Origin of the sequence: Vibrio sp. 1CM8B (assembly GCF_023161685.1) — a bacterium.
Classification (GTDB): domain Bacteria; phylum Pseudomonadota; class Gammaproteobacteria; order Enterobacterales; family Vibrionaceae; genus Vibrio; species Vibrio coralliirubri.
This window is the reverse complement of record NZ_JALNTU010000001.1, coordinates 172,423-193,623: the sequence shown is the minus strand read 5'-3', so window position 1 is coordinate 193,623 and position 21,201 is coordinate 172,423. Positions and strand designations below refer to the sequence as shown.

General features: G+C 43.5%; 17 protein-coding genes. 9 read left to right on the top strand and 8 right to left on the bottom strand.

Translation table 11 applies throughout. The features are described from left to right. The first annotated feature begins 78 nt into the window (after nucleotides 1–78). From MSG36_RS00790 to MSG36_RS00780, 3 genes are all read left to right on the top strand, one after another. A complete protein-coding gene (locus MSG36_RS00790) occupies nucleotides 79–822 on the top strand; it encodes a Crp/Fnr family transcriptional regulator (RefSeq protein ID WP_081090048.1) in 744 nt (247 codons plus the stop codon). A gap of 241 nt (nucleotides 823–1,063) precedes the next feature. Beyond that, nucleotides 1,064–2,980, top strand: coding sequence for a methyl-accepting chemotaxis protein (locus MSG36_RS00785; protein WP_061016383.1), 1,917 nt, complete (start codon nucleotides 1,064–1,066; stop codon nucleotides 2,978–2,980). Between the two features lie 212 nt (nucleotides 2,981–3,192). Continuing rightward, nucleotides 3,193–3,393 carry a hypothetical protein gene (locus MSG36_RS00780; RefSeq protein ID WP_010431457.1) on the top strand — a complete coding sequence of 67 codons (201 nt, stop codon included), beginning with the start codon at nucleotides 3,193–3,195 and terminating at the stop codon, nucleotides 3,391–3,393. 241 nt (nucleotides 3,394–3,634) lie between these two features. On the opposite strand, the gene malK is transcribed toward MSG36_RS00780, so the two are convergent. Beyond that, nucleotides 3,635–4,747 carry a maltose/maltodextrin ABC transporter ATP-binding protein MalK gene (gene malK / locus MSG36_RS00775; RefSeq protein ID WP_017060047.1) on the bottom strand — a complete coding sequence of 371 codons (1,113 nt, stop codon included), beginning with the start codon at nucleotides 4,745–4,747 and terminating at the stop codon, nucleotides 3,635–3,637. A gap of 664 nt (nucleotides 4,748–5,411) precedes the next feature. Here malK and malE point away from each other — a divergent pair. From malE to malG, 3 genes are all read left to right on the top strand, one after another. Continuing rightward, nucleotides 5,412–6,596 (top strand): maltose/maltodextrin ABC transporter substrate-binding protein MalE, encoded by a 1,185-nt coding sequence (gene malE / locus MSG36_RS00770; protein ID WP_017060048.1) that lies wholly within the window; start codon nucleotides 5,412–5,414, stop codon nucleotides 6,594–6,596. Between the two features lie 81 nt (nucleotides 6,597–6,677). Continuing rightward, nucleotides 6,678–8,249, top strand: coding sequence for a maltose ABC transporter permease MalF (malF, locus tag MSG36_RS00765; RefSeq protein ID WP_017060049.1), 1,572 nt, complete (start codon nucleotides 6,678–6,680; stop codon nucleotides 8,247–8,249). 11 nt (nucleotides 8,250–8,260) lie between these two features. Further along, the gene (malG, locus tag MSG36_RS00760; RefSeq protein WP_048609790.1) at nucleotides 8,261–9,151 is read left to right on the top strand and encodes a maltose ABC transporter permease MalG; all 891 of its coding nucleotides are present in this window, start codon (nucleotides 8,261–8,263) and stop codon (nucleotides 9,149–9,151) included. 589 nt (nucleotides 9,152–9,740) lie between these two features. On the opposite strand, the gene MSG36_RS00755 is transcribed toward malG, so the two are convergent. The 4 genes from MSG36_RS00755 to MSG36_RS00740 form a co-directional block, all read right to left on the bottom strand. Then, entirely contained in the window at nucleotides 9,741–9,986 is a 246-nt protein-coding gene (locus MSG36_RS00755; protein ID WP_017065644.1) for a hypothetical protein, read from the bottom strand. A 249-nt stretch (nucleotides 9,987–10,235) separates the two neighbouring features. Beyond that, the gene (locus tag MSG36_RS00750) at nucleotides 10,236–10,739 is read right to left on the bottom strand and encodes an acyl-CoA thioesterase (protein WP_060980585.1); all 504 of its coding nucleotides are present in this window, start codon (nucleotides 10,737–10,739) and stop codon (nucleotides 10,236–10,238) included. A gap of 408 nt (nucleotides 10,740–11,147) precedes the next feature. Continuing rightward, nucleotides 11,148–12,785, bottom strand: coding sequence for a peptide ABC transporter substrate-binding protein (locus MSG36_RS00745; protein ID WP_248365810.1), 1,638 nt, complete (start codon nucleotides 12,783–12,785; stop codon nucleotides 11,148–11,150). Between the two features lie 193 nt (nucleotides 12,786–12,978). Continuing rightward, entirely contained in the window at nucleotides 12,979–13,872 is an 894-nt protein-coding gene (locus MSG36_RS00740) for a DMT family transporter (RefSeq protein ID WP_248365808.1), read from the bottom strand. A gap of 98 nt (nucleotides 13,873–13,970) precedes the next feature. Here MSG36_RS00740 and MSG36_RS00735 point away from each other — a divergent pair, with 98 nt between their 5' ends. The 3 genes from MSG36_RS00735 (at nucleotide 13,971) to MSG36_RS00725 (ending at nucleotide 17,495) form a co-directional block, all read left to right on the top strand. Next, nucleotides 13,971–14,759 (top strand): helix-turn-helix transcriptional regulator, encoded by a 789-nt coding sequence (locus tag MSG36_RS00735; RefSeq protein ID WP_123283566.1) that lies wholly within the window; start codon nucleotides 13,971–13,973, stop codon nucleotides 14,757–14,759. Nucleotides 14,760–15,372: 613 nt separating this feature from the next. Further along, entirely contained in the window at nucleotides 15,373–16,140 is a 768-nt protein-coding gene (locus MSG36_RS00730) for a hypothetical protein (protein ID WP_060980582.1), read from the top strand. An 83-nt stretch (nucleotides 16,141–16,223) separates the two neighbouring features. Continuing rightward, nucleotides 16,224–17,495: a DUF1254 domain-containing protein gene (locus MSG36_RS00725; protein WP_050650967.1), complete on the top strand. Its 1,272-nt coding sequence runs from the start codon at nucleotides 16,224–16,226 to the stop codon at nucleotides 17,493–17,495. 64 nt (nucleotides 17,496–17,559) lie between these two features. Here the strand turns inward: MSG36_RS00725 and MSG36_RS00720 are convergent, their stop codons facing one another. From MSG36_RS00720 to MSG36_RS00710, 3 genes are all read right to left on the bottom strand, one after another. Beyond that, entirely contained in the window at nucleotides 17,560–18,480 is a 921-nt protein-coding gene (locus MSG36_RS00720; RefSeq protein WP_050650966.1) for a LysR family transcriptional regulator, read from the bottom strand. Between the two features lie 356 nt (nucleotides 18,481–18,836). Continuing rightward, nucleotides 18,837–19,046 (bottom strand): hypothetical protein, encoded by a 210-nt coding sequence (locus tag MSG36_RS00715; RefSeq protein ID WP_050650964.1) that lies wholly within the window; start codon nucleotides 19,044–19,046, stop codon nucleotides 18,837–18,839. A gap of 205 nt (nucleotides 19,047–19,251) precedes the next feature. Next, a complete protein-coding gene (locus MSG36_RS00710) occupies nucleotides 19,252–21,090 on the bottom strand; it encodes an alkyl sulfatase dimerization domain-containing protein (RefSeq protein WP_228013015.1) in 1,839 nt (612 codons plus the stop codon). Nucleotides 21,091–21,201: the final 111 nt, after the last annotated feature.

Here is a 21,201-nt window from a genome sequence, read left to right as displayed (position 1 = left end):
CCTAGCTTTTCTATTCGATAAATTGCTAATCTGTATTTAACAATTAATTAACAAGCTATCAGGGGTTGGATGAGAACAATGTGTAAAATTTTACATTCTAATTTTGTTCCTACGATGGGCAGTGAAGAGCAGCACTCGATACTTGAGTTGGTTTTAAGAAATGATCCAACACTAAATCAGCTAGACCCGAAAGCTGTTGAGGAAATAGTTAGTGCTGCGAAAATAGAAGTCTATAAGGTACCGACATTACTGAATTCAGCTCATGCTGTTGTAGATACCATGCGTCTTGTCGTTAGGGGGCATATTGAATTGATGAGTTATAGCGAAAGTGGTGATGAGGCATGTATCGCCATGTTAGGCCCTTGCAGTTGGTTGACGTGGATTGGCTGCTTTGACGATCATCCTACTAATCATAACTTCTACTCTTCGTCTGACTGTATAGTCGTGGCCATTCCGGTCAAAAAAATGAGAGTTATCGCTGACCGTTACCCTCAACTTTATAAGATTGCGATTCGAGAAATCAGTTTTCGGTTCCGGCTCTTGATGGAGTGGACGACAGAATCTGTGCTTCTCAAAAATGACTATCGCGTAGCTAAATTACTTCTATTGGTAAGCCGTTTGAATGGGGCTCCTAATGAGTTAAATCCAATCTTGTATACCCAAGACAAACTTGCCCATCTATCTCGATGTACTCGTCAGACACTGAGTCGTTCGCTCCAGTTGCTAGCGAAGGAAGGCATGATTGAAATAGGTTATCGCCGTATTGATATCATCAATCAAGACAAGCTAAATACATTCATTTTGGAAGGGTTAGCTAGGTAAATATCGCGTCACACATAATGAATTTGAATAAAGCTAAATAATCACATTTCCTGATGGATGATTACTCCAAGGTTAAATAATTTAGTTGTTACATCACATTTGCAATTTTTTGAGAGAAAAGTCTCTAGTTTTATTGGTTGTGGCCGATACATCACTCAGATTGTGCATTGCTGTTGGCGTGCACTAAAAAGTCCTGTTCAGGGTATACCGATAACGAGCGATTCTTTTTAAAGGTCCCAATATGTTTAAAACTAACTCTCTGAGTATCAAGCAAAAAGTTGTACTTGGAATTACCTTCGCGGTTCTTGCATCGACAGTGATTGTCGGCGCGATGGCGCAACAGCAAGCAAGAGATGTACTAAGTCATCGATTGATCGATATTGAACTTCCAGGAATGCTAGAGCGAATCAATGGTGAAATTGACCGAGAAGTCTCTCAGCTATTACTAGCGGCGGAGCAAATTGCTTCAAATGAATTTATTTCTGATGCTATTGAATCGACCGATCGCGATCCAGCACTAGAAAATAAACTGGTTAAACAGCTGAACAATGTTCGCAACCAATATAAGTTGAATGATGCATCGGTAGCGAACCGTCAAACTGCATATTACTGGAACCAAAACGGATTCTTGCGTCAGCTAAACCAACAACAAGATGGTTGGTTCTTTGGCTTTACTCAATCTGGTCAGCCAACCATGGTGAGCATGTTCCAAGAAGCTAATGGCGAAGTTAAGATGTTTGCTAACTACCAACAGCCTTCTGGTTTGGCGATGTCAGGTCTATCAAAGTCGATGGATGACATGGTTAACCTGCTAAACGGTTTTAAGATTGAAAATACAGGCTTCGTATTCTTAACCGATAGCCAAGGTGATGTTCAAATTCACCGTGAACGTTCTCGCAGTGATTCTTCACTTCAACAACTTTACGGCCCTCAAGCAAATCAACTACTGAACAAATCGGGTTTCAATCTGATTACCACTGAAAGCCAAGGACAAGAGCTGTTTGTAGCGAGCTTGTATGTGTCTTCAATGGACTGGTTTGTCATTGGTGTAGTTCCGACTGGTGAAGTATTTGCAGAGTTAGATGCGACAGCACAAAAGATGCTGATCATGACTGCGGTTGTGGCGTTAGTCTTTATCCTAATGGGCGTAGTGCTAGCAAATAGCATCACCCAGCCAATTAAGCTGTTGGCTAAGCGCTTCGGTGACCTTGGCGAAGGCGACGGTGATCTTGCACAGCGTATCGAAGTGAAAGGCAACGATGAAATTGCACAGCTTTCAAAGGGCTTCAACGGATTCATTGAAAAGATTCACGAGTCGATGAAAGAGGTGTGTTCGACAAGCCAGGCGCTTCAAGTGGCAGCAGAGAGTGTCTCTAATAAAGCGCATATTACTCACGACAACAGCCAAGAACAGCGTGACCAAACGCTTCAAGTAGTTGCTGCAATTAACCAAATGGGTATGACCATCAGCGAGATTGCATCGAACGCGGCAACCGCAGCAGAAACGGCAACTCAAGCTTCAGGCAATACGGAAGTAGGCCGCTCTGTGGTGAACAAAGCAAAAGACGCGATCAGTCGTTTGGCGCAAGATATTGAAAGCACAGGTCAGGTAGTAGAGCAACTGGCTTCTACAACTCAAGACATCGGTTCTATTCTGGGTGTTATTCGTGATATTTCAGAGCAAACTAACTTACTCGCATTGAATGCAGCGATTGAAGCAGCCCGTGCCGGTGAGCAAGGTCGTGGTTTTGCGGTTGTAGCGGATGAGGTTCGTAACCTAGCAAGTCGTACTGCAGATTCAACGGAAGAAATCCAGAAGATGATCAACCAACTGCAAAGCGATGCTAAAGACGCGGTGACCGCAATGAGTGCGGGTAAAGTGATTACTCTTGAAGGTGTATCAGCGTCGGATGAAGCGGTGGACGTGCTGGGTGGCATTTCAGACCGTATCGTTGATATCACAGACCGTAACACTCAAGTGGCAACGGCAACGGAAGAGCAATCAACCGTAGTTCACACCATCAATCAGAACATTGAAGAGATCAACGCGATCAACGAAGTCACAACGGGCACGGCTGAGCAACTTGCTGAGGCGAGCCAAGAGCTTCGAGACCTTTCGTCTCGTCTAGATAAGATGGTTGGTTCATTTAAGCTTTAATTCTTTCAAGCTATAACACGGCTTAGAAAGGGATATAGACGAAGAGCTGGGGTCATTTCATCGTGAATCCGGCTCTTTTTATTGGTGCGCTAATTTGCCTCTAACTGCCTTTAGCTTGATCTGGTTTCGGGCTTTGCTTTCAATCAACCTAGCATCATAGGGCGGAAATGAGTAAAATCTGATTAGGTTTAATATTTAGGTAAGTATGTATCATGAGCGATTTTGAAAAAGAACTAGAGCAGATGACTCAAGAGATGGGTGATGAGCCTGAGGTGAAACTGCCATCACTTGAAGAGCAAAAAGCAATTGTTGCTGAGTTCAAGCGACTAGAAGCGGAAGGCAAACTGACACCAGAAGTGTTAGAGAAGCATTTTGGCCAGTTCAACAAACAGAATGATACGCCAATTCACTAAGTTGATTTAGGCAGGTCTTTTGTCTGAAAGAAGTGATATTAGCGGTTGGGTTTATAGCCTGACTAACAGATAAAGGTCTAGCGGTTGCTAGGCCTTTTTTATTGCCGCTAGCGAAAGACCTAGTGGCTGACTCATGAACTATTCAATGTAAGTGAAACCGTCTCCAGCGCATAAAAAAAATCCCCCTTACTGAGTAAGAGGGATTCGATATGGGCAAGTTATATCCTAAAAGGCTAAGCGATTAGTCTGTGCCGTACTCTTTGTACAAACGACGACATGCGCGGCCATCGCTGTGGAACAGGTGACAACGGTGCGCTGGAATACCAATCGCCAACTTGTCACCTGATTCGATTTTTAACGTGTCTGGCTGGCGATAGATAACATCAGCATCGGCACTTTCAAGGTTTAGGTAAACCTGAGTTTCGTTACCTAGTTTCTCTACCATCATCACGTCAGCTTCAATCGTCGCGTCACCTGATTCAGCAGACATCAAGTGTTCAGGGCGAATACCCAGCGACATACGATCGCCAGCATTAACCGTCGTCCCGTCAACAGGAATCCAGAAAGTCATACCGTTAGAAAGCTGTACCAATACGCGCTCTGCTTCAGCTTGCTCAATGTGTACCGACATAAAGTTCATCTTCGGTGAACCAATAAAGCCAGCAACGAAACGGTTTTGAGGATAGTGGTAAAGGTCAAGCGGCTTACCGACTTGAGATACATAACCACCATCAAGAACAACGATCTTATCCGCCATTGTCATCGCTTCCACTTGGTCGTGGGTAACGTAGATCATGGTACAACCCAGTTGACGCTGTAGTTTCGTGATTTGCGAACGCATTTGAACACGTAGTGCAGCATCTAGGTTTGATAGAGGCTCATCAAGTAGGAATACGTTTGGTTGAGAAACCAAAGTACGACCAATCGCAACACGTTGACGTTGACCACCAGAAAGCGCTTTAGGTTGACGCTCAAGAAGGTGGCCAAGCTGAAGAATTTCTGCAGCATGTTCAACACGCTTGTCGATCTCAGCTTTATTTGCGTTAGCTAGCTTAAGACCGAAAGACATGTTGTCATATAGGTTAAGGTGAGGGTAAAGCGCGTATGATTGGAATACCATACCCACACCACGCTTTGACGGTTCAACGTCATTCATGCGTTGGTCGCCAATGTACAAATCACCAGACGTAATGTCTTCTAGACCTGCGATACAACGTAATAGCGTCGATTTACCACAACCTGATGGTCCTACGAATACTACGAATTCACCTTCGTTGATGTCTAAGGTTACGTCCTTAGAAATCTGTACATCACCATATGATTTATAAACGTTTTTTAACGTGACACTCGCCATCTAGCTTGTCCTCGATCGATCAAATTTTAAGTTTTACTGCTTATCATTATAAGAAATTTTTGGGTCAGCAGTAACTGTAGGAATTGGTAAGTATTGAGTGAGTAAGAAAAAAGTGGGTGAGACTTGGCTTCTTTAACCAAGCCCACCCGTCATAGCCAAACTGATGCCCATTTCCCCCACATCCAGCTAAACCTCCCCCGTGATTCAATCACAGATTTAGCTCGATGCTAATATAAGACACCAGCGGGCAGTGAAGCCAACTAAATGAATAATGCGTCAACGCATAACACTTGCCGGTAAAGGGTTCTTACTATCCACTCTTGGATGAATGCAGTTTCGGTGAATTGGCGTAAGGGTACATCCTCCTAATGGAAAATTAACTAGGGGGAGTAGGAGGGGAGGAGTAGATAAATGGGGTTATTAATAATTGGCGATCCAGTTCAAATAAATCCACCACGTAACGGTGATGTTGATCACGATGAGTATGCGTTTTGTGATTGCAGTCTCTAATCTGACCGGATGGCGATCACGAATTTAAGCCATAATAGCTAGGGCGTAGTGGCTAGGATGATGAGCTAGGGTCTGTTTTCTCAGATCATAACCTCCGAAAACTGGCTCGTCTTGGTAGATGTGCCCTACGTATAAATATAAAAAGGATATTCACATGAAAAACGCTCTAAGCGCTGTAGCTCTAGGTACAATAGTTGCTCTGGGTTCTTTTGGTGCAAATGCTGCTATCGAAGAAGGACAACTAACAATCTGGGTAGGTGGTGACAAAGCTTATGAAGGCATGGCTGAAGTAGGTAAACGCTTCGAAGAAGATACTGGTGTTAAAGTAACAGTCGCTTTCCCTGACAAGCTAGAAGAGAAATTCCCTCAAGTAGCAGCAGCGGGCGATGGCCCAGACATGATCTTCTACGCTCACGACCGTTTTGGCGGCTATGCAGAAGCGGGACTTCTTGTTGATATCAAACCTTCTAAAGAGACTAAAGAAGGTATCGTAGACTTCGCATGGGACGCTGTTTCATACGAAGGTAAAACAATCGCATACCCTGTAGCGGTTGAGTCAGTTTCTCTAATTTATAACAAAGCGCTTGTTCCTAACCCACCTAAGTCTTGGGAAGAGATCCCAGCACTTGATGCTGAACTTAAAAAAGACGGCAAGAAAGCAATCATGTGGCCTCTACGTGGCGGCGCTTACTTCACATGGCCTCTACTTGCAGCTGACGGCGGTTACGCATTCAAACAGACTGCAGAAGGTTACGACATTAAAGATGCGGGCGTAGCGACTGACGGTGTTCAGAAGTCTCTAGGTTTCATCGAGAAGATGGTACAAGACAAGGTTATCTCTGCAGACATGGATTACTCAGTAGCTGAGTCTGAATTCGTTGCAGGTAACGTTGCAATGACAATCAACGGCCCTTGGGGTTGGGAAAACATCAAGAAAGCTGGCGTAGATTACGGCGTAACAACTTTACCTAAGTTCAACGGTAAAGCGTCTAAACCTTTCGTTGGTGTATGGGCGGGTGGTATCAGCACTGCGTCTCCAAACCGCGACCTAGCTGTTGAGTTCATGGAAAACTACCTACTAACTGATGAAGGTATGAAGAGCCTGAACGACGACAAGCCACTAGGCGCTGTTGCTCTTAACTCTTTCCAACGTCAACTAGACAGCGATACTCGTATTGCAGCAACAATGGACAACGCGATGAACGGTGAAATCATGCCTAACATCCCTCAGTTCACAACATTCTGGTACAGCATGGAAGAAGCGATCGGCAACGTAGTTGACGGCCGTCAATCAGTAGACCAAGCACTAAAAGCTGCTGAAGGTCGTATGGTTAAGTAACACCCAGGCACTACCTTTTAAGGAGGGGGTAACCTCTCCTTACTTTTCTATTTTTTATCTATATCGCTAGCAGGTTCCTCTATGCAGTCAGTTCAAGGTACAGATGCTATCCCAGCACCATCAAGCCTTCCAGGCAGTAAAAGCGTCTTCATCAAATGGGGGTTGCTTGGTAGCGTTGGCTTAATAAACGGCTACGCTACAATTCTAATGTATTCTCGCGGTGAGCTCGCTTTTGCGCTGCTTACGGTGATCTTAACGGCTTTGGCACTTTACATTTTTGGTAGTAAAAAAACTTACGCCCACCGTTATATTTACCCAGGTATTGCCGGAATGATCTTGTTCATTCTTTTCCCATTGGCATACACCGTAGGGCTTGCGTTTACTAACTACAGCGCGAAAAACCAGCTTTCTCTAGAGCGTACTCAAACCGTTCTTTTAGACCGTTCTTTCCAAAGCGGTGAGAGCTACCCATTTACTTTGTACAAGACAGATGACGGTCACCAGATCGTTGTAAAAGATGGCGACCAACTGTTAGCGACTGACGTATTTTCTCTAGACAATATGACAGAAACAGAGATGGACCTATCTGTTATCGAGTCTGCGCAAGGTGAAAAAGAGAAGATCAAAGCAATCATCCAAAACCGAGCAGCGATCAGTGGTGTTGATTTCAATCTACCGGACGGTGGTGACATCCGCATGAGTGGCTTACGTAAGTTTGCTTCTGTTGCTCCGCTTTACACGCTACAAGACGATGAAGAAACGTTAATCAACAATGAAACGGGTGAAGTTCTGAAGCCAAATATGGATGTGGGTTTCTACCAGCCTGTTGATGCAAACGGTGAGTTTACGGGTAATACCATCTCTCCAGGTTTCGTGGTTAGCATTGGTACGCATAACTTTGAGCGTGTATGGAAAGATGACGGCATTAAAGAACCGTTTATCAGCATCTTTATTTGGACGGTTATCTTCTCGGTATGTACTGTTGCCTTCACGCTAGTTATCGGCCTTGTACTGGCTAACATCGTGCAATGGGAAGAGTTGAAAGGTCGTTCTATTTATCGTGTTCTACTGATTTTGCCTTACGCCGTACCTGCGTTCATCTCGATTCTTATCTTTAAGGGTCTATTCAACCAAAGCTTTGGTGAGATCAACATGGTGCTCGAGAATATCTTCGGCTTAAGCCCGAACTGGTTCTCAGACCCGATTCTTGCGAAAACCATGGTGTTGATGGTTAACACATGGCTCGGTTTCCCTTACATGATGATTCTATGTATGGGTCTGCTTAAAGCGATTCCTGATGATTTATACGAAGCTTCAGCAATCGATGGTGCGAACTTCCTTGATAACTTCAAGCGCATTACGTTCCCATTGATGATTAAACCGCTTACACCGCTATTGATTGCAGCGTTTGCCTTTAACTTCAACAACTTCGTAATGATTCAACTATTGACGAACGGTGGCCCGAACATGATTGGTACTTCTGAGCCAGCGGGTTACACAGACTTGCTTGTAAGCTACACGTACCGAATTGCATTCGAAGGCGGCGGCGGTCAAGACTTCGGTCTAGCAAGTGCTATCGCAACGCTTATCTTCCTATTGGTTGGTGCACTAGCGTTACTAAACCTTCGTTTCACTAAACTGTCTCAAGATTAAGGAGCTCGACAATGGCTATGGTACAAGGTAAAGGCCTTAAATACCGAGTGTGGGCAACGCATGCAGTGTTGTGGTGCTTCTTGGCAATGATTATCTTCCCACTACTGATGATCATCGCGATCTCGTTCCGTGAAGGTAACTTCGCAACCGGTAGTTTGATTCCAGATAACCCATCATTGGAACACTGGAAGCTAGCTTTGGGTATTTCAGTGACGAACGCAGATGGCTCGGTAACGGCACCTCCGTTCCCAGTACTGACTTGGTTGTGGAACTCGATTAAAGTGGCAGGTGTTACTTCGATTTTAATCGTGGCACTGTCAACGACATCGGCTTACGCATTTGCTCGTATGCGCTTCAAAGGTAAAGAAACTATCCTGAAAGCGATGATGATTTTCCAAATGTTCCCTGCAGTACTGGCTCTAGTAGCAATCTACGCGCTGTTTGACAAACTTGGTCAATACATCCCGTTCTTAGGCTTGAACACACACGGTGGTCTAATCTTCTCTTACCTAGGTGGTATTGCACTGCACGTATGGACGATTAAAGGTTACTTTGAAACGATTGATAACTCTCTGGAAGAGGCTGCAGCCCTTGATGGTGCAACGCCTTGGCAAGCATTCAGACTGGTTCTACTACCGCTGTCTGTGCCAATCCTAGCGGTTGTGTTTATCCTATCTTTCATCGCGACAGTGGGTGAGGTGCCAGTAGCGTCTATCCTACTTACAGATGTGAACTCTTATACGCTAGCAGTAGGTATGCAGCAGTACCTATACCCTCAGAACTATCTTTGGGGTGACTTTGCGGCAGCGGCTGTACTATCAGCACTTCCGATTACTATCGTGTTCTTACTTGCTCAACGTTGGTTAGTTGGCGGTTTGACGGCAGGTGGTGTAAAAGGATAAGCTATACCCTATAAGAAAGAAAAAGAGCGACCGTTAGGTCGCTCTATATTGGCATTTTTATTACATCATTTGGTTTGGCCGCCGATCAGTAATAAAAATAACCCTCAGGTTACGCATAGCTGGCTACTAATCAGGTTCCTTACGCTATTAATGATTAGTGGTTTTTGTAACTCTAACCCAGGTATTTACTTGGGTTTTTTTATGCCTACTACTTTTTGTTTTTTGTGTCAGCGTTACTCGTCAACTCTTGTATCCATCCCCGTTATTGTGCTGATAAGCGCTTTAGTATTAAAAGCTTCGAGTCACTTCTCTTCTACGCTTTTCTTGACTCATTCCTCTTACTTGAAGGCATGAACGAGTCTCACAAATCAGACACTCAGTATAAGGGGCTGTCGATCTATTGATATATTGCTAATAATCCAATGCGTGATACTTCAATGATTTGTATGCAACGATTAGCCAGATTACACAGGAAATGTCTATAACGGCAGGCGACTGTTGATGTATCGCGAGTAATCATCACTGCCGGTTATTAATTTGCTTGGAAGCATGTTTCGATTTAAAGCTAAGAGGGAATCAGATGTTGGGATTAGAATTCTCTACTAGAAGGAGCACAACCAAGATGCTGCAACAGCACATAGATGCTTTCTTGATCGAGTGCCACACGGCGAAATAGATCCGCAAACGTCTGGTCACCGCCAAAACAAGTTTGGATGTAGTGGTTGATTTCATTGCTGTCGTAGCCTTCGACGTACAAAGTTCTAACCCATTGGTACTCAACAGCCTTTAAATTGTTCAGTGTAGATTCGCTAAGAGTGGGGCGTGTGACGCTCAAGAGTGGCTCCGGGAAATTCAAATACATCCATTATGATTGGCGGTATTTAAACAGAGCAAAATGACGACTTTATTACAGTTAAAATAAATCCGAGAGACAGCTTCGATTCATTTCAACCTTTGGCTGGCTATCACGCTTTCATAGGCGTGCCTTGTATAGATACATAGAGCTAAGGGGTTAGATAAGCAAATGCCAAGCAGGTACTTGGCATAGTAATAAGGTTTTGTAGGGTAGAGCGGTTGGTGGGCTTTACTTAAGGTACTTCACGTGCGCTTCCATCTCTTCGCCGATCTGTTTTCGCATGTTCATTAGACGAATAGCTGAATCTCTTAATTCTATGTCTTCTGGCGTTTCTGGCGTCCACTCCGGCACTTTTGTCGGGTTACCATTTTCATCGACAGCGACCATAATAACGATACAGTGAGTCGTTAGTCGGTTATTGAGCTCTTTAGGGTCGCTGGCTTGAACGTCGATAGCTATGTGCATGGAAGATGAGCCTGTATAGATGACCTTCGCACTTACTTCAACAAGGTTCCCTACATGGATTGGGGCAACGAATCGAATACCACCGGCATAAGCGGTAATACAATACTTACCACTCCATCCAGCAGAACAAGCATAAGCCGCTAAATCGACCCATTTCATTACTGCACCACCATGAACTTTACCACCAAAGTTCACATCCCCGGGTTCAGCTAAAAAACGCAGAGTAACGTCTCGTTTACCATCTTGTCGGCTATTGCTACTGCTCATCTATCTTCCTTCATTATTATTTTGCTGCATAACATGCTTGTTACTTACTAGTAACAATATACTTAAGATGACATAAGTTAAAGCGGATAATTTCACGGTTAAGACTATTTTTTTCAAACAGATGATCAGTTGATGAATATTGGTGCTTAAAGGCGTATCCGGCGAATGGCAAACATGGATGAAGTGATATCAAGCAAGAGAATAGAAATACTGATTAAGTCACTAGATAGGTCGATTGCAAAAAAAAACACCTAGCGCAATGCTAGGTGTTTCTAAGCCGTGTGGTACTCATGTCGGTACCTTTTTTGTGTTAGCCAACTAACCGCTGTTGATTTGGTTTAGTTAAAGTGACTGTATCCCAGTTACCACTAAAGTGGTAGTGATTATTGTTTTCTTATCAGCTCACTTTTACTGTTTTAAAAAGTATAGATCCTTCGCGTAGATATTTCCTTTCGGATTATTGTTTGGGAAGCCTTTTAGTGTATTTCGCACTAATCGTGTGTGATTGTAGTGATACAGAGGCATAACTGCTGCAGAATCGTTGAGTAACGACTCAGCATGCTGATATAAAGTAAAGCGTTTAGACTGATCTTCCGTTTTACTCGCTTGCTGTAAGAGCTCATCATAATCTGGATTACAGTAGCCACTCTCATTTGCTGTGTGATCACAAGTGAAGGCTTCTAATAGTGCAGAAGGTTCTGGATAGTCACCAAATGCCCATGATCGAGCTAGTTGATAGTCGCCACTCCCTTTCGCTGCAACATAGGCTTTCCATTCCATGTTCTCTAGCTCGACTTTTACGCCAAGTGGCTTCCACATTGAGGCAATCGCAATAGCGATCTTTTTATGATTCTCACTGGTGTTGTATGTCAGGGTGAACTTGAGCGGCTTGTTTTCGTTGTATCCCGCTTCTTCAAGTAACGCTTTGGCTTTGGTTAAACGCTGCTCGCTGTCTAGAGAATTGAATTCGGACAAAGGCGCTGTGTAGTCAGGAATATTATTCGGCGTCACGCTGTATGCTTCTGGCTCACCTTGACCTGTCACTTTCTCGACCAGAATCTCACGATTGACGGCCATGCTCAGTGCTTGGCGTACTCTTACGTCATCAAAGGGTGCTTGACGTGTATTGAATGAATAGACGTAAGAACCCAGTAGAGCTTGCGCTTTGATCTGTTCAGGGCTTTCTTGGATTAATTTCTGGTAGTACTCAAGCTGAACGCGATTGGTCATATCAATTTCACCCGCTTGATAACGGATAAGCTCGGCATTTTGAGAGGATAGACCGAGATAGGTCACCTTGTTGATGACTGTCGATGTGTTATCCCAATAATTTGGGTTTCTCACGACTTCCACGTATTCGTTGGGTACCCATTTACTCAAAGTGTAAGCACCGTTAGTCGCGATATTTTCTGCGCGAGTCCATTGGTCGCTTTTCTCTTGAACCAACTCAGTAGGCAAAGGGAAAAAGGTCTTGATGCTCATTAAACTCATAAAGTAGGGCGTAGGTTTTGAAAGTGAAATTTCAACCTTGCGCTCATCTAATGCTTTGATGCCAAGCTCAGAGGGATCTTTGTCTCCTGATAGAATCTCGCTAGCGTTCACGATGTTAGCCGTCGAAAAAACAAAACCCGTGTTGTTACCTGTTTTAGGAGACACAGCTCGCTGCCAACCAAACACAAAATCAGATGCAGTGACTGGATCGCCATTCGACCATTTGAGGTTCTCTTTCAATACAAACGTCACTGTTTTGCCGTCTTTGCTGATAGACCACTCTTTGGCTTGCCCTGGGATGATTTGCCCGTCACTGTCCTCAATCACAAAGCCTTCAAACATATCATTGACGATAATGTCACCGGGCATACCTGAATTTACGAAGCTTGGGTCTAGTGTGTTGGGCTCTGCACCGTTGCCACGTACAAAATGTTGTTCCTCAGCTAATAGTTCTTCAGCTAATGGTGCATTAGCAGGAACAGTCGCAGCAAAACTTGAAGCCGAGGATAAAGCAAGCAGGGACGAGATGATCGCAGGGATCGTTGGTTGAGTCATTGTAATTCCTTTTACAACTTAAACAGTACTCAATGCATTAAACCTGAGTCGGTAACATGTTGCAACTACAATGAACGCGTATTAAAAGCATTTGAAAGGCTTGTGAATAAAACAACAGTGCCTACTGGGGAGTAGGCACTGTGAGAAAAGTGAGTTTGAATATTTACCCTAATGTGAGCGTTGGGTAATGTGTTTAGCTTTGTTGAGGGAGAGGAGCCTCAAGCCTTGGTTTTCTTTTGATTTGAGCAAGAATGACACCTGAAATCACCATAACACCACCAATGATGTGGAACTGGTTAATCTCTTCGCCAAGCCATGTCGCGGCTAATACGATCGCAACAACCGGAAGCAAGTTCATGAACATCGCGCTTGAGTCAGCACCAATGGTGTCAATCGCTTTCACCCACATCCAAGGCGCTAAAATTGAAGCGGCAACCGCGGCGTAAGCTATCAATGGGATCGCTTGTTGCGGTGGTAAAAGCTGTTCGCTGGTAAGCCAAAGTGGCGTAAGCATCGCGACAGCAAACAGACCCTGAATGTAAATCACCACCCAGCTACTGATCGGCATTTTCCAGCGTTTCAATAGCACACAGTAAGACGCATAAACAAAGGCCGCAATCAGCATATAGCCATCGCCTTGAGTCAGCTCTTGATGCATGAAGAATAAAGGATCGCCTTTACCTAACATCAGAGCTAAGCCTGACAGTGACAACACACCACCCACAATACTCAAACTAGAAATCGACTTGTGCAACAAAGGAACGCTTAGAAACACACTGATTAACGGGACTAAAGACGTGATCAATGCCATGTTGGAAGCGGTTGTGGTTAAGCCTGCGTAGTACCCTAGAGATTGGTTCAACACCATGCCCAAAAAGCCGAGGAACGCTAATTTCGATAGGTTTGGCTTAATGACAGTCCACTGCTTCATCACCGGGCGAATACAGAAAGGCGTGAGAATTAACATCGCAAAAAACCAGCGGTAAAAACTCATTGCGCTCGGTTCTATGGTGCTTGCAGCAAGCTTGTTGACGATTGCATTGGCGCCCCAGATACAGACTGTAAAAAATGGTAAGAGATAATGCATGTGAATTCCGTCGCAAATGAGTTGATGCGGCTAGTTTGACAGGTCGTTATACTTACAAGTATCTTTAGAAAGACATCAGGCGCGATAGGAAGACAAGTTTGAAAAAACACTCCAGAAACCTTCATCCATCCTTATCAATTGATAAGGCACCATCCAACGTATTTATGAATTTTGAAGCGTTTCTTTCGAATACTGAAACCCGAGTTCATAGCCACTCATGGGGACAGGTTCAATTGATCAGTGGCGGTATATTAGAGATGGAAGCGGAAAGCACCCGATTTCTGGCGCCACCACATTTGGCGATTTGGGTACCGGCCGGGGTGATGCATTGCAGTTATAACCGTAAGCCTCTGGACTACTGCTCGCTAAATATCGCGCCAGAACTCACGCAACACTTGCCAGAAAAAACCAGTCTTATAAAGATCACGCCGATTGTGTCTTCTATCATCGATGACTTTCGCGAGCGTGGAATAAATGTTGCGGAAACAGAACAAGATCAAAGGCTTGTCCAGGTACTGCTTGATCAGCTTGCGCAGCGTGAGGTTGAGCATCACTTCTTGCCTTCAACCGACAATAAGTATCTAGCGCCTATATTGGCTTCTGTTGAAGAGAACCCAACCGACGAAGTGACACTGAAAGATTGGGCTGAACGTGTCCACACCACGGAAAGAACCCTTTCTCGCCACTGCCAGACGGAGCTTGGAATGAGCTTTACCGAGTGGCGACTGCGAGTGCGCTACCTTTACTCAATGGACTTGTTGAGAAACGGCCAATCGGTTAAAGAGGTCGCTCTTACATTGGGTTATAACCAAGCAAGTCCATTTATCACCATGTTCAAACGTTACGCGAACCAAACGCCAGAGCAGTATAAGAACCGTTTGTTGTAGTTCGTTCTATGTACTTAAACTTTACAACATGCCCAATCAAGTCCTGGAACTCTGTTTGGGCGTATCTGAGATTTTGCCGATGAATTCAAGATGTATCGTAGATAAAGTGTTTGAATTTCAATCGATACGCGGTTGTTTCGGATAGTGAAGTTGTAGAACCACCACTGGCCTCCCTCCTAGTTTCCTAATTTTGTTCCATTGGATTACTTAACTGCTTAACCACTCAGAAAACCTCTAAAGCTCCAGAGAGACTCTTTATTCTTGGACGTAGTAAACTGCATATCCTGCCTCTCTCCATATTCTTTCAACGCTTTTCATCTTATTTTTCAGTTAATACTGACTACACCTTAATCATTTATGGCTGACTTTTCCTCTTTTTAGACCTCTGACAACTTTGGATCCGAAAGCTAAGATACGTCAGATATGCCTCTGGGTAATATTTGATGTTCATTAGTTCATTTCCGAATCTAAATTTAATTATTTAATATTGTTCTATCGAAACGAGGTTGTTTAGGAATAACAATCTCGCTTCGGGGTTAATTAAAAAATCATGATGCAGTTAAATTAATAATTGCAATTGCAAAGGAGAGCATAATAAATAAGAGAGAACAGTATGAAATTATTAAATAAAAACAAATCAAATTTGACGTTAGCACTTGCTTCTATTTTATCATTATCATTCACCTCAGTTTTTGCGGATGAATATCAGGACATGTCTGACCCTATGGCTGTCTATTCTCAAGCAGGATTAGGTTTTACAAATAAAGGTGTTAATTTTAAGTTTGGCCAAGCCTATGACACAAGAAATGATGAAACAATGGCTATGCATGTTCTAGAGGTAAAAGGCTTTGCTGCCGAAAGTTTAAGCCTAAAAGGTGATGACAGTTTTGACTCGTTGCGCTATCGCCACTTCAACGTAAACATAGAGAGTGGATTGGGCTCTCAACTTGATTTGAACTGGGACTTCGATAACAAAGTAGGTTCTACTTCTTACTCCTTTATTCAAGCATTACCAAGCATAGGGCCAGTGCAATTGTATCCTCTTGCCGGTGTGGGACTGTCAGTTGCAGATGTGCATTCACACTTGATCAAACCAGGCGCCGACTATGAAGGCTCTATTGGCTACACCATTCCATCTAGTTTTGCGGTGATCGGTTCGTATTCCAAGATCGACGTCACGGACAATATTTGGCTCAACTATAACCCCATGTATACAACCCAACTTGGTGGTGTAGAGCTCGCGAGCGATTTTTATGGTTGGCAGCATGAAGTGGCTGCAAGTTACCAAATAGATAGCCAGAGTAATATACGGGCATTCTGGAATTTTGGTGAAGTTATCACTGGTACCGATTTTAGAATCGAATATAACCATCAATTTTAAATTTAGAAAAAACCACAGTAAATAAATCAACCTAACAATATCAATTAAATTATTTTAACTATTAATTTAAAAATAGGATTATTATGAAAAACACAGCAATATCATTGTTGATTGCATCTATTTCTCTTGGAAATGTAGTTAATGCAGAAGAAATTGTACCAACGGATGCTGAATTAACAGGGCAACGAGTGTATCACCACATGGAAAACATGATTGGTTTCATGGAGAAAAATGGACTAAATCAATTTGAATTTCCTGGCTTAGCCGATCATACCTGGGACGTTATCACGCCTGCACTGGACCACATTTACGCTAAAGCGATGCTTGACGTATCCAATGGCCCTATTGAAGTGACGGTACCAGCTCGTGAATCTAGTCGATATGCTTCATTCCATTTACTGGACGCTGAGCATTTCGCGGCTTATCACGAAGTGACTCCTGATGAAGGTGGAACCTACCTTATTATTCGTTCTGGTTCAGATTATGACACGCCAGAGGGGAACTATATCGACACCATCGAGGTCAACGATGACCTGATTTTTGCTTTTATTCGAGTGCAAACATTCGAGTATCGTGACAACGGAGGGGCTGATGAGTGGCGTAAGCAACTTGTTATCGACAATCACTCAGCTGTTTCAAATGTTGTATTGCCTGATCGTGCCAATGTTCGAGAGGTCCTCCGCTTTGCAGACCAAATTACCGATGGCTGGGTTCAGACTCACGACAACATCCAAACCATTATCGCAGATGAAAACTTCGACCAAGAAAGGCTAACCGAGGTTAGGAGTTACGTGCATAACTTAGCCTCGTCCGGGCTAGTAGTGAACAATTTGTCTGGCTTTGAACACCCTGGTCATGTTGATGATCTTGCCGATGAAAGAAGACGTTCAGTATTAACGCATTTAGGGCATCTTGGCTTTCCTGCAGAGCATGCATATTATGAGTTGATCCCGATGACGCCTGAAGGCGAAAAGTTGAACGGAGCTGAAGATTTTGTCTTGACTATGCCTCATGACCAAGCCGTTGGACAATTCTGGTCTGTCACGCGTTACTCGGATGAGACCCGTTTGCCTCTCGATCCTGCAACGATTGGTGGGTCACAGCGACAAGTATGGGCTGGAGGAAACACGTCACCTGACGCTGATGGCAATATCACCATTACGTTCTCAAGCCATAATCCAGAGAACGAAACCTACTGGATGCCAGTAGTGGATGGCGAAGACTACTACTTTGTCGTTCGTTACTACCTACCTCAGGAAGGCTTAGCAGGTAGTACCGTGCAAAGTTTGATTTATCAGGGCTCACCTTTGGAAAGTCTAATGGTTCCGAAAGCTTCGTTTAACTATGGAAATTAATGTTTATCGGGCAGCTAAGGACAGCGCCTTATTCCCATGAGCTACCGATACGAATTTAATTGACCTAATTAGCATGCGAAAAGATTTGATCGATTTCTTTGTGCAACCATGTCACTAAGGGTGTTCTAGAGAGTTTCGATGGGATGAAAGCACCAATATCACTACTTGGTGTGTCTTCTTTGTTCGGGGATATAAACCTCGTCCCTTTTGGGAGTTCGGTGTCAAAGATATCGATGCAAGGCATTAGTGCGTTGGATTGAGATACAACGTGCAAACAGATACTTAACTGGTCTGCTCGAAGTGCCACGTTTGGTGTGACTCCCGATTCGCGTAACTTTGTTTCAATTAGATTCTCTTTTTTATTGAAATCTGGAAGTTGGAGAAGAGCGAGAGGGTATTGCCCTACATCGTGAGCAGTACGCTGGGTGTTGATGATTGGGTGTCCTTCTCTGCAGACAAGCTTGAAGGTACATCGCGCCACTTTCTTCTGAATTATTTGTTTGGAAATATCGAGCGGAAGATAGTTAATACCGATGTGCACTCTTGCCATGGCCAGGTTATGCTCGGTATCTTGACCCCAATTGATTATTTTCAATGTTGCATTTGGCATTGAGGCGCTAAGGTGTGTATACAATTTTCGGGAGATAGGGCGATACATTGAAGTATTGATGGCTATGCAAATATCACCAGTGTACTCGCTAGGTTTGAAATTTTGGTTTCGAGAAAAAACATCTTCCAGTAACTCGAATAGCGCCGGTAATTTATCTAGAAGCTCTAAACAATAAGGCGTTGGTTCTAACCCGTATTGTCGGCGGATGAATAATTCGTCACCAATATCTTCACGAAGTTTTTTGAGCTGTTTGCTAACCGCAGGTTGCGACAAAAACATTCGTTCCGCAGTACGTTTAGTATTGCGTTCTTCTCCAAGAATTTTGAGAAGTTTAATAGAGTTAAAATCCAGTTTCCTTAACAGACCGTCATCCATAACCGTAGCTACTATATTTTGTTGATTTTTATACAATAGTACATGGGTGAGTCTGTTCCCGCCAGATGAAGGAGTAGGATGTGTGAATTATCGTGGAATCGCCAATCTATTTTTTGTTGTTATCTGGAACATAACTCAAACATCATGCGATCAATTTAACAAGCGAGGCACCTAGGGTTCTTTACTAGTCTTTAACAGCTTATATATTTTACTCTGTTGTTCGGTGACATCCTCATAGTGTTGGTTCAATAGCGCGCTGTTGATACCGACCTTGAACAGTATGTACGTTTCTCCATCGACCTCGAACCAATTGAACGTTCCATGCTGGTTATACGTGGTCATTGTTTTGTTTATCTTCATGAGATATACATCAGCAGCGCAAGACATGCAGACGTACATAAACCAAAGAAAGAAAAGAAAAACCACGAGCCTAATACTGTTTTTTCTTTTCCTACCTCTTCATTGCTTTGCTGCCAACCAAGTTCACGAACCTGAGCCTTGGTAAGGTTTAAGTCTAGTCTTTCTATGTATCTGTTGAGTTCGTCATTGTGTGCTGAGCTAATCATGTTCTATCTCCCCTAATCATTTGATTGGTATTTTAGGGGAGCTCAGTGTTTGGTTAAATTAGATATTTTGTAACAAGCGTTTAGATAAATAGAACATGATAAATAGCAAAAAGCCTCCGTCGTGGAGGCTTTGAATAAAAGTGGTTTAGTCCATGGCTATCGCTATGTTTAAGCCCAAAAACTAAGTCTATGTCGAAGCTCAAGTCTAAGACTGCGATGGGGATACAAACCGGGTTTTCGATTCGTCTAATTGGTCAAAGAGGCTAAAGAATCCTCTCACATCATCTTTGTGGTTAGTGCTCACGTCAGCGCTTTCTAGCATTTGATCTAAGCTCTTCTCCCCAACAAAGTACTCTGCCCAAGTGCGTTTAGATACGCTGATTTCAAGGTCAGCTTGGCGATTGTAGTCTTCGGTGTCTGAGATAAACTCAGCGACAGTGCTACGTACATGCAATCCCATTGTTGGGGCATCCGAGTCTTTTATCGTAATTGCCATCATTTGGTCTTCCCCATAGCTTGCGATTGGGTCTAGACGCACTCGAAATTGGCCCACCAACGTCTCGGCTGGGGATCCTATGATTGAATTAGCATCTGAAAACACCACGCTTGGTATTTGGACTTTTCCTTCTAATTCAAGAGCCTTGGTTAGATACCAAGATCGGGGGATTGATGCCTCTGTTTGGTAGCCCATTTGTCTTAATGTGTCTGCCAAAAGCTGTTTAGCTTCTTCATCGTTCGGGACAACACGGACTAAGTAGCCGCCGAGTTCTGCTGACCATGCGAGTTCATTGTTGGCAATAGTCTTGTTTAGCTCTTGTTTTACCGCGTCTACTCCCCCAAACCCTTCAATGATTTTCTTAGCTTGAAGGTTCGGCTCAATACGGTTCAAGGTTTCAGCTTCACCGTTAAACCAACCAAGCGCATGGTAATAGATGTTTTTCGGATAATAAGAAAACTCACCATAAGTCATCTGGTTATGGGGTAATTCGGCGAGGTCTTGTGGTAACTGAACCGAGTAGGTTAACTCTTCAGGTGTTTTACCTTGCAGAATCCCTCGAATAGTTTGGTCATAGAGGTACATAATTCCATCATAGTAACCGTTCAATGTGGTTTGGATCTCATCATGGCCACTGAGTGGTTCAGTGTGCGTGTTGATAAGATGTTCTGGATTTAAGTCTCTGATAAGGCGGATACCTTCAGCCCAGACTGTCGGATCACGATACACTGAACCTCTTAATGTGTAGAAGTTTGGGTAAGTTGGCCATAGGTGGTTGTTGAGTACCGTTTTGGACTCAGGCAGATAGACGATCACTTGATCGTCGGTATCACTATCAAAGTCGGTGTAGAAAACCATCTCGACACCATCAACCGTCATTGTTTGGCCTTGTGTTACAGGAGTATTTACTGGCACAAACCCTTGTGTTTTACCTATCGGTGTTGGTGATTTTGCGTCAGGCCCCTCAGCAGGCAGAAGCACCGAAAATTGCTCATAGGCACGGGCTGTTAGCGTTGGTGATAATTCAGGAATCGACGCACCTAAGCCGCCGCTTTCTAGAACGTTTTTGTTGATCTCTGGATGACCAATCACCTTGAGCTCGCCATCAAAGGCTTGTTGAATCGCTTGTGCACCAAATACATAATGAGAATGGCTATAAATGACGGTGTGGATCGGCTTTTCACTAATGTGTTTGCGTACTAATTCCAAGATCTCCGTTGCTTCTTCAATGTCGTCACCAGAGTCATAAATGATAAGGCCAGTTTCGCCCTCAATAACTGTTTTGTAGCCGAAATGATAGCCAGTGATTGCCCAAACTCCATCTGTTACTTGTTTGATGTACGCCTCTTCAGGCTGAGTCTTTGCTACGTTTTCTATCACCGAAGCATTCACTACTCCGCCATTGTTATACTTAGTCAGCACTACTTCACTGTCGTTATATACGTTTTGTGGAGAGGTAAACATCGTGTCTTGAGCGATGGCAGTTGCGCTTAATGAAGCTGTCAGAATGAATAGCTTGATTGATTTTGTTGTTGAATTAAGTTTCATTGGTTTTCTCATGGTTTAATACTGTCCGAATTAATTCTGATGACCGATACTAAATTTAATGTTCCTCTTACTATTTTATTTATTAAACTAGTAAGAAGTTAAATAAGTGAT

Excerpts from the sequence above, each read along its gene's own strand:
- MSG36_RS00715 (WP_050650964.1), bottom strand. The coding sequence starts at position 19,046 with ATGATTAGCTCAGCACACAATGACGAACTCAACAGATACATAGAAAGA.
- MSG36_RS00790 (WP_081090048.1), top strand. The coding sequence starts at position 79 with ATGTGTAAAATTTTACATTCTAATTTTGTTCCTACGATGGGCAGTGAA.
- MSG36_RS00745 (WP_248365810.1), bottom strand. The coding sequence starts at position 12,785 with ATGACTCAACCAACGATCCCTGCGATCATCTCGTCCCTGCTTGCTTTA.
- malE (WP_017060048.1), top strand. The coding sequence starts at position 5,412 with ATGAAAAACGCTCTAAGCGCTGTAGCTCTAGGTACAATAGTTGCTCTG.
- MSG36_RS00780 (WP_010431457.1), top strand. The coding sequence starts at position 3,193 with ATGAGCGATTTTGAAAAAGAACTAGAGCAGATGACTCAAGAGATGGGT.
- malF (WP_017060049.1), top strand. The coding sequence starts at position 6,678 with ATGCAGTCAGTTCAAGGTACAGATGCTATCCCAGCACCATCAAGCCTT.
- MSG36_RS00785 (WP_061016383.1), top strand. The coding sequence starts at position 1,064 with ATGTTTAAAACTAACTCTCTGAGTATCAAGCAAAAAGTTGTACTTGGA.
- malG (WP_048609790.1), top strand. The coding sequence starts at position 8,261 with ATGGCTATGGTACAAGGTAAAGGCCTTAAATACCGAGTGTGGGCAACG.
- MSG36_RS00720 (WP_050650966.1), bottom strand. The coding sequence starts at position 18,480 with ATGGATGACGGTCTGTTAAGGAAACTGGATTTTAACTCTATTAAACTT.
- MSG36_RS00730 (WP_060980582.1), top strand. The coding sequence starts at position 15,373 with ATGAAATTATTAAATAAAAACAAATCAAATTTGACGTTAGCACTTGCT.
- MSG36_RS00740 (WP_248365808.1), bottom strand. The coding sequence starts at position 13,872 with ATGCATTATCTCTTACCATTTTTTACAGTCTGTATCTGGGGCGCCAAT.
- MSG36_RS00750 (WP_060980585.1), bottom strand. The coding sequence starts at position 10,739 with ATGAGCAGTAGCAATAGCCGACAAGATGGTAAACGAGACGTTACTCTG.
- MSG36_RS00725 (WP_050650967.1), top strand. The coding sequence starts at position 16,224 with ATGAAAAACACAGCAATATCATTGTTGATTGCATCTATTTCTCTTGGA.
- malK (WP_017060047.1), bottom strand. The coding sequence starts at position 4,747 with ATGGCGAGTGTCACGTTAAAAAACGTTTATAAATCATATGGTGATGTA.
- MSG36_RS00710 (WP_228013015.1), bottom strand. The coding sequence starts at position 21,090 with ATGAAACTTAATTCAACAACAAAATCAATCAAGCTATTCATTCTGACA.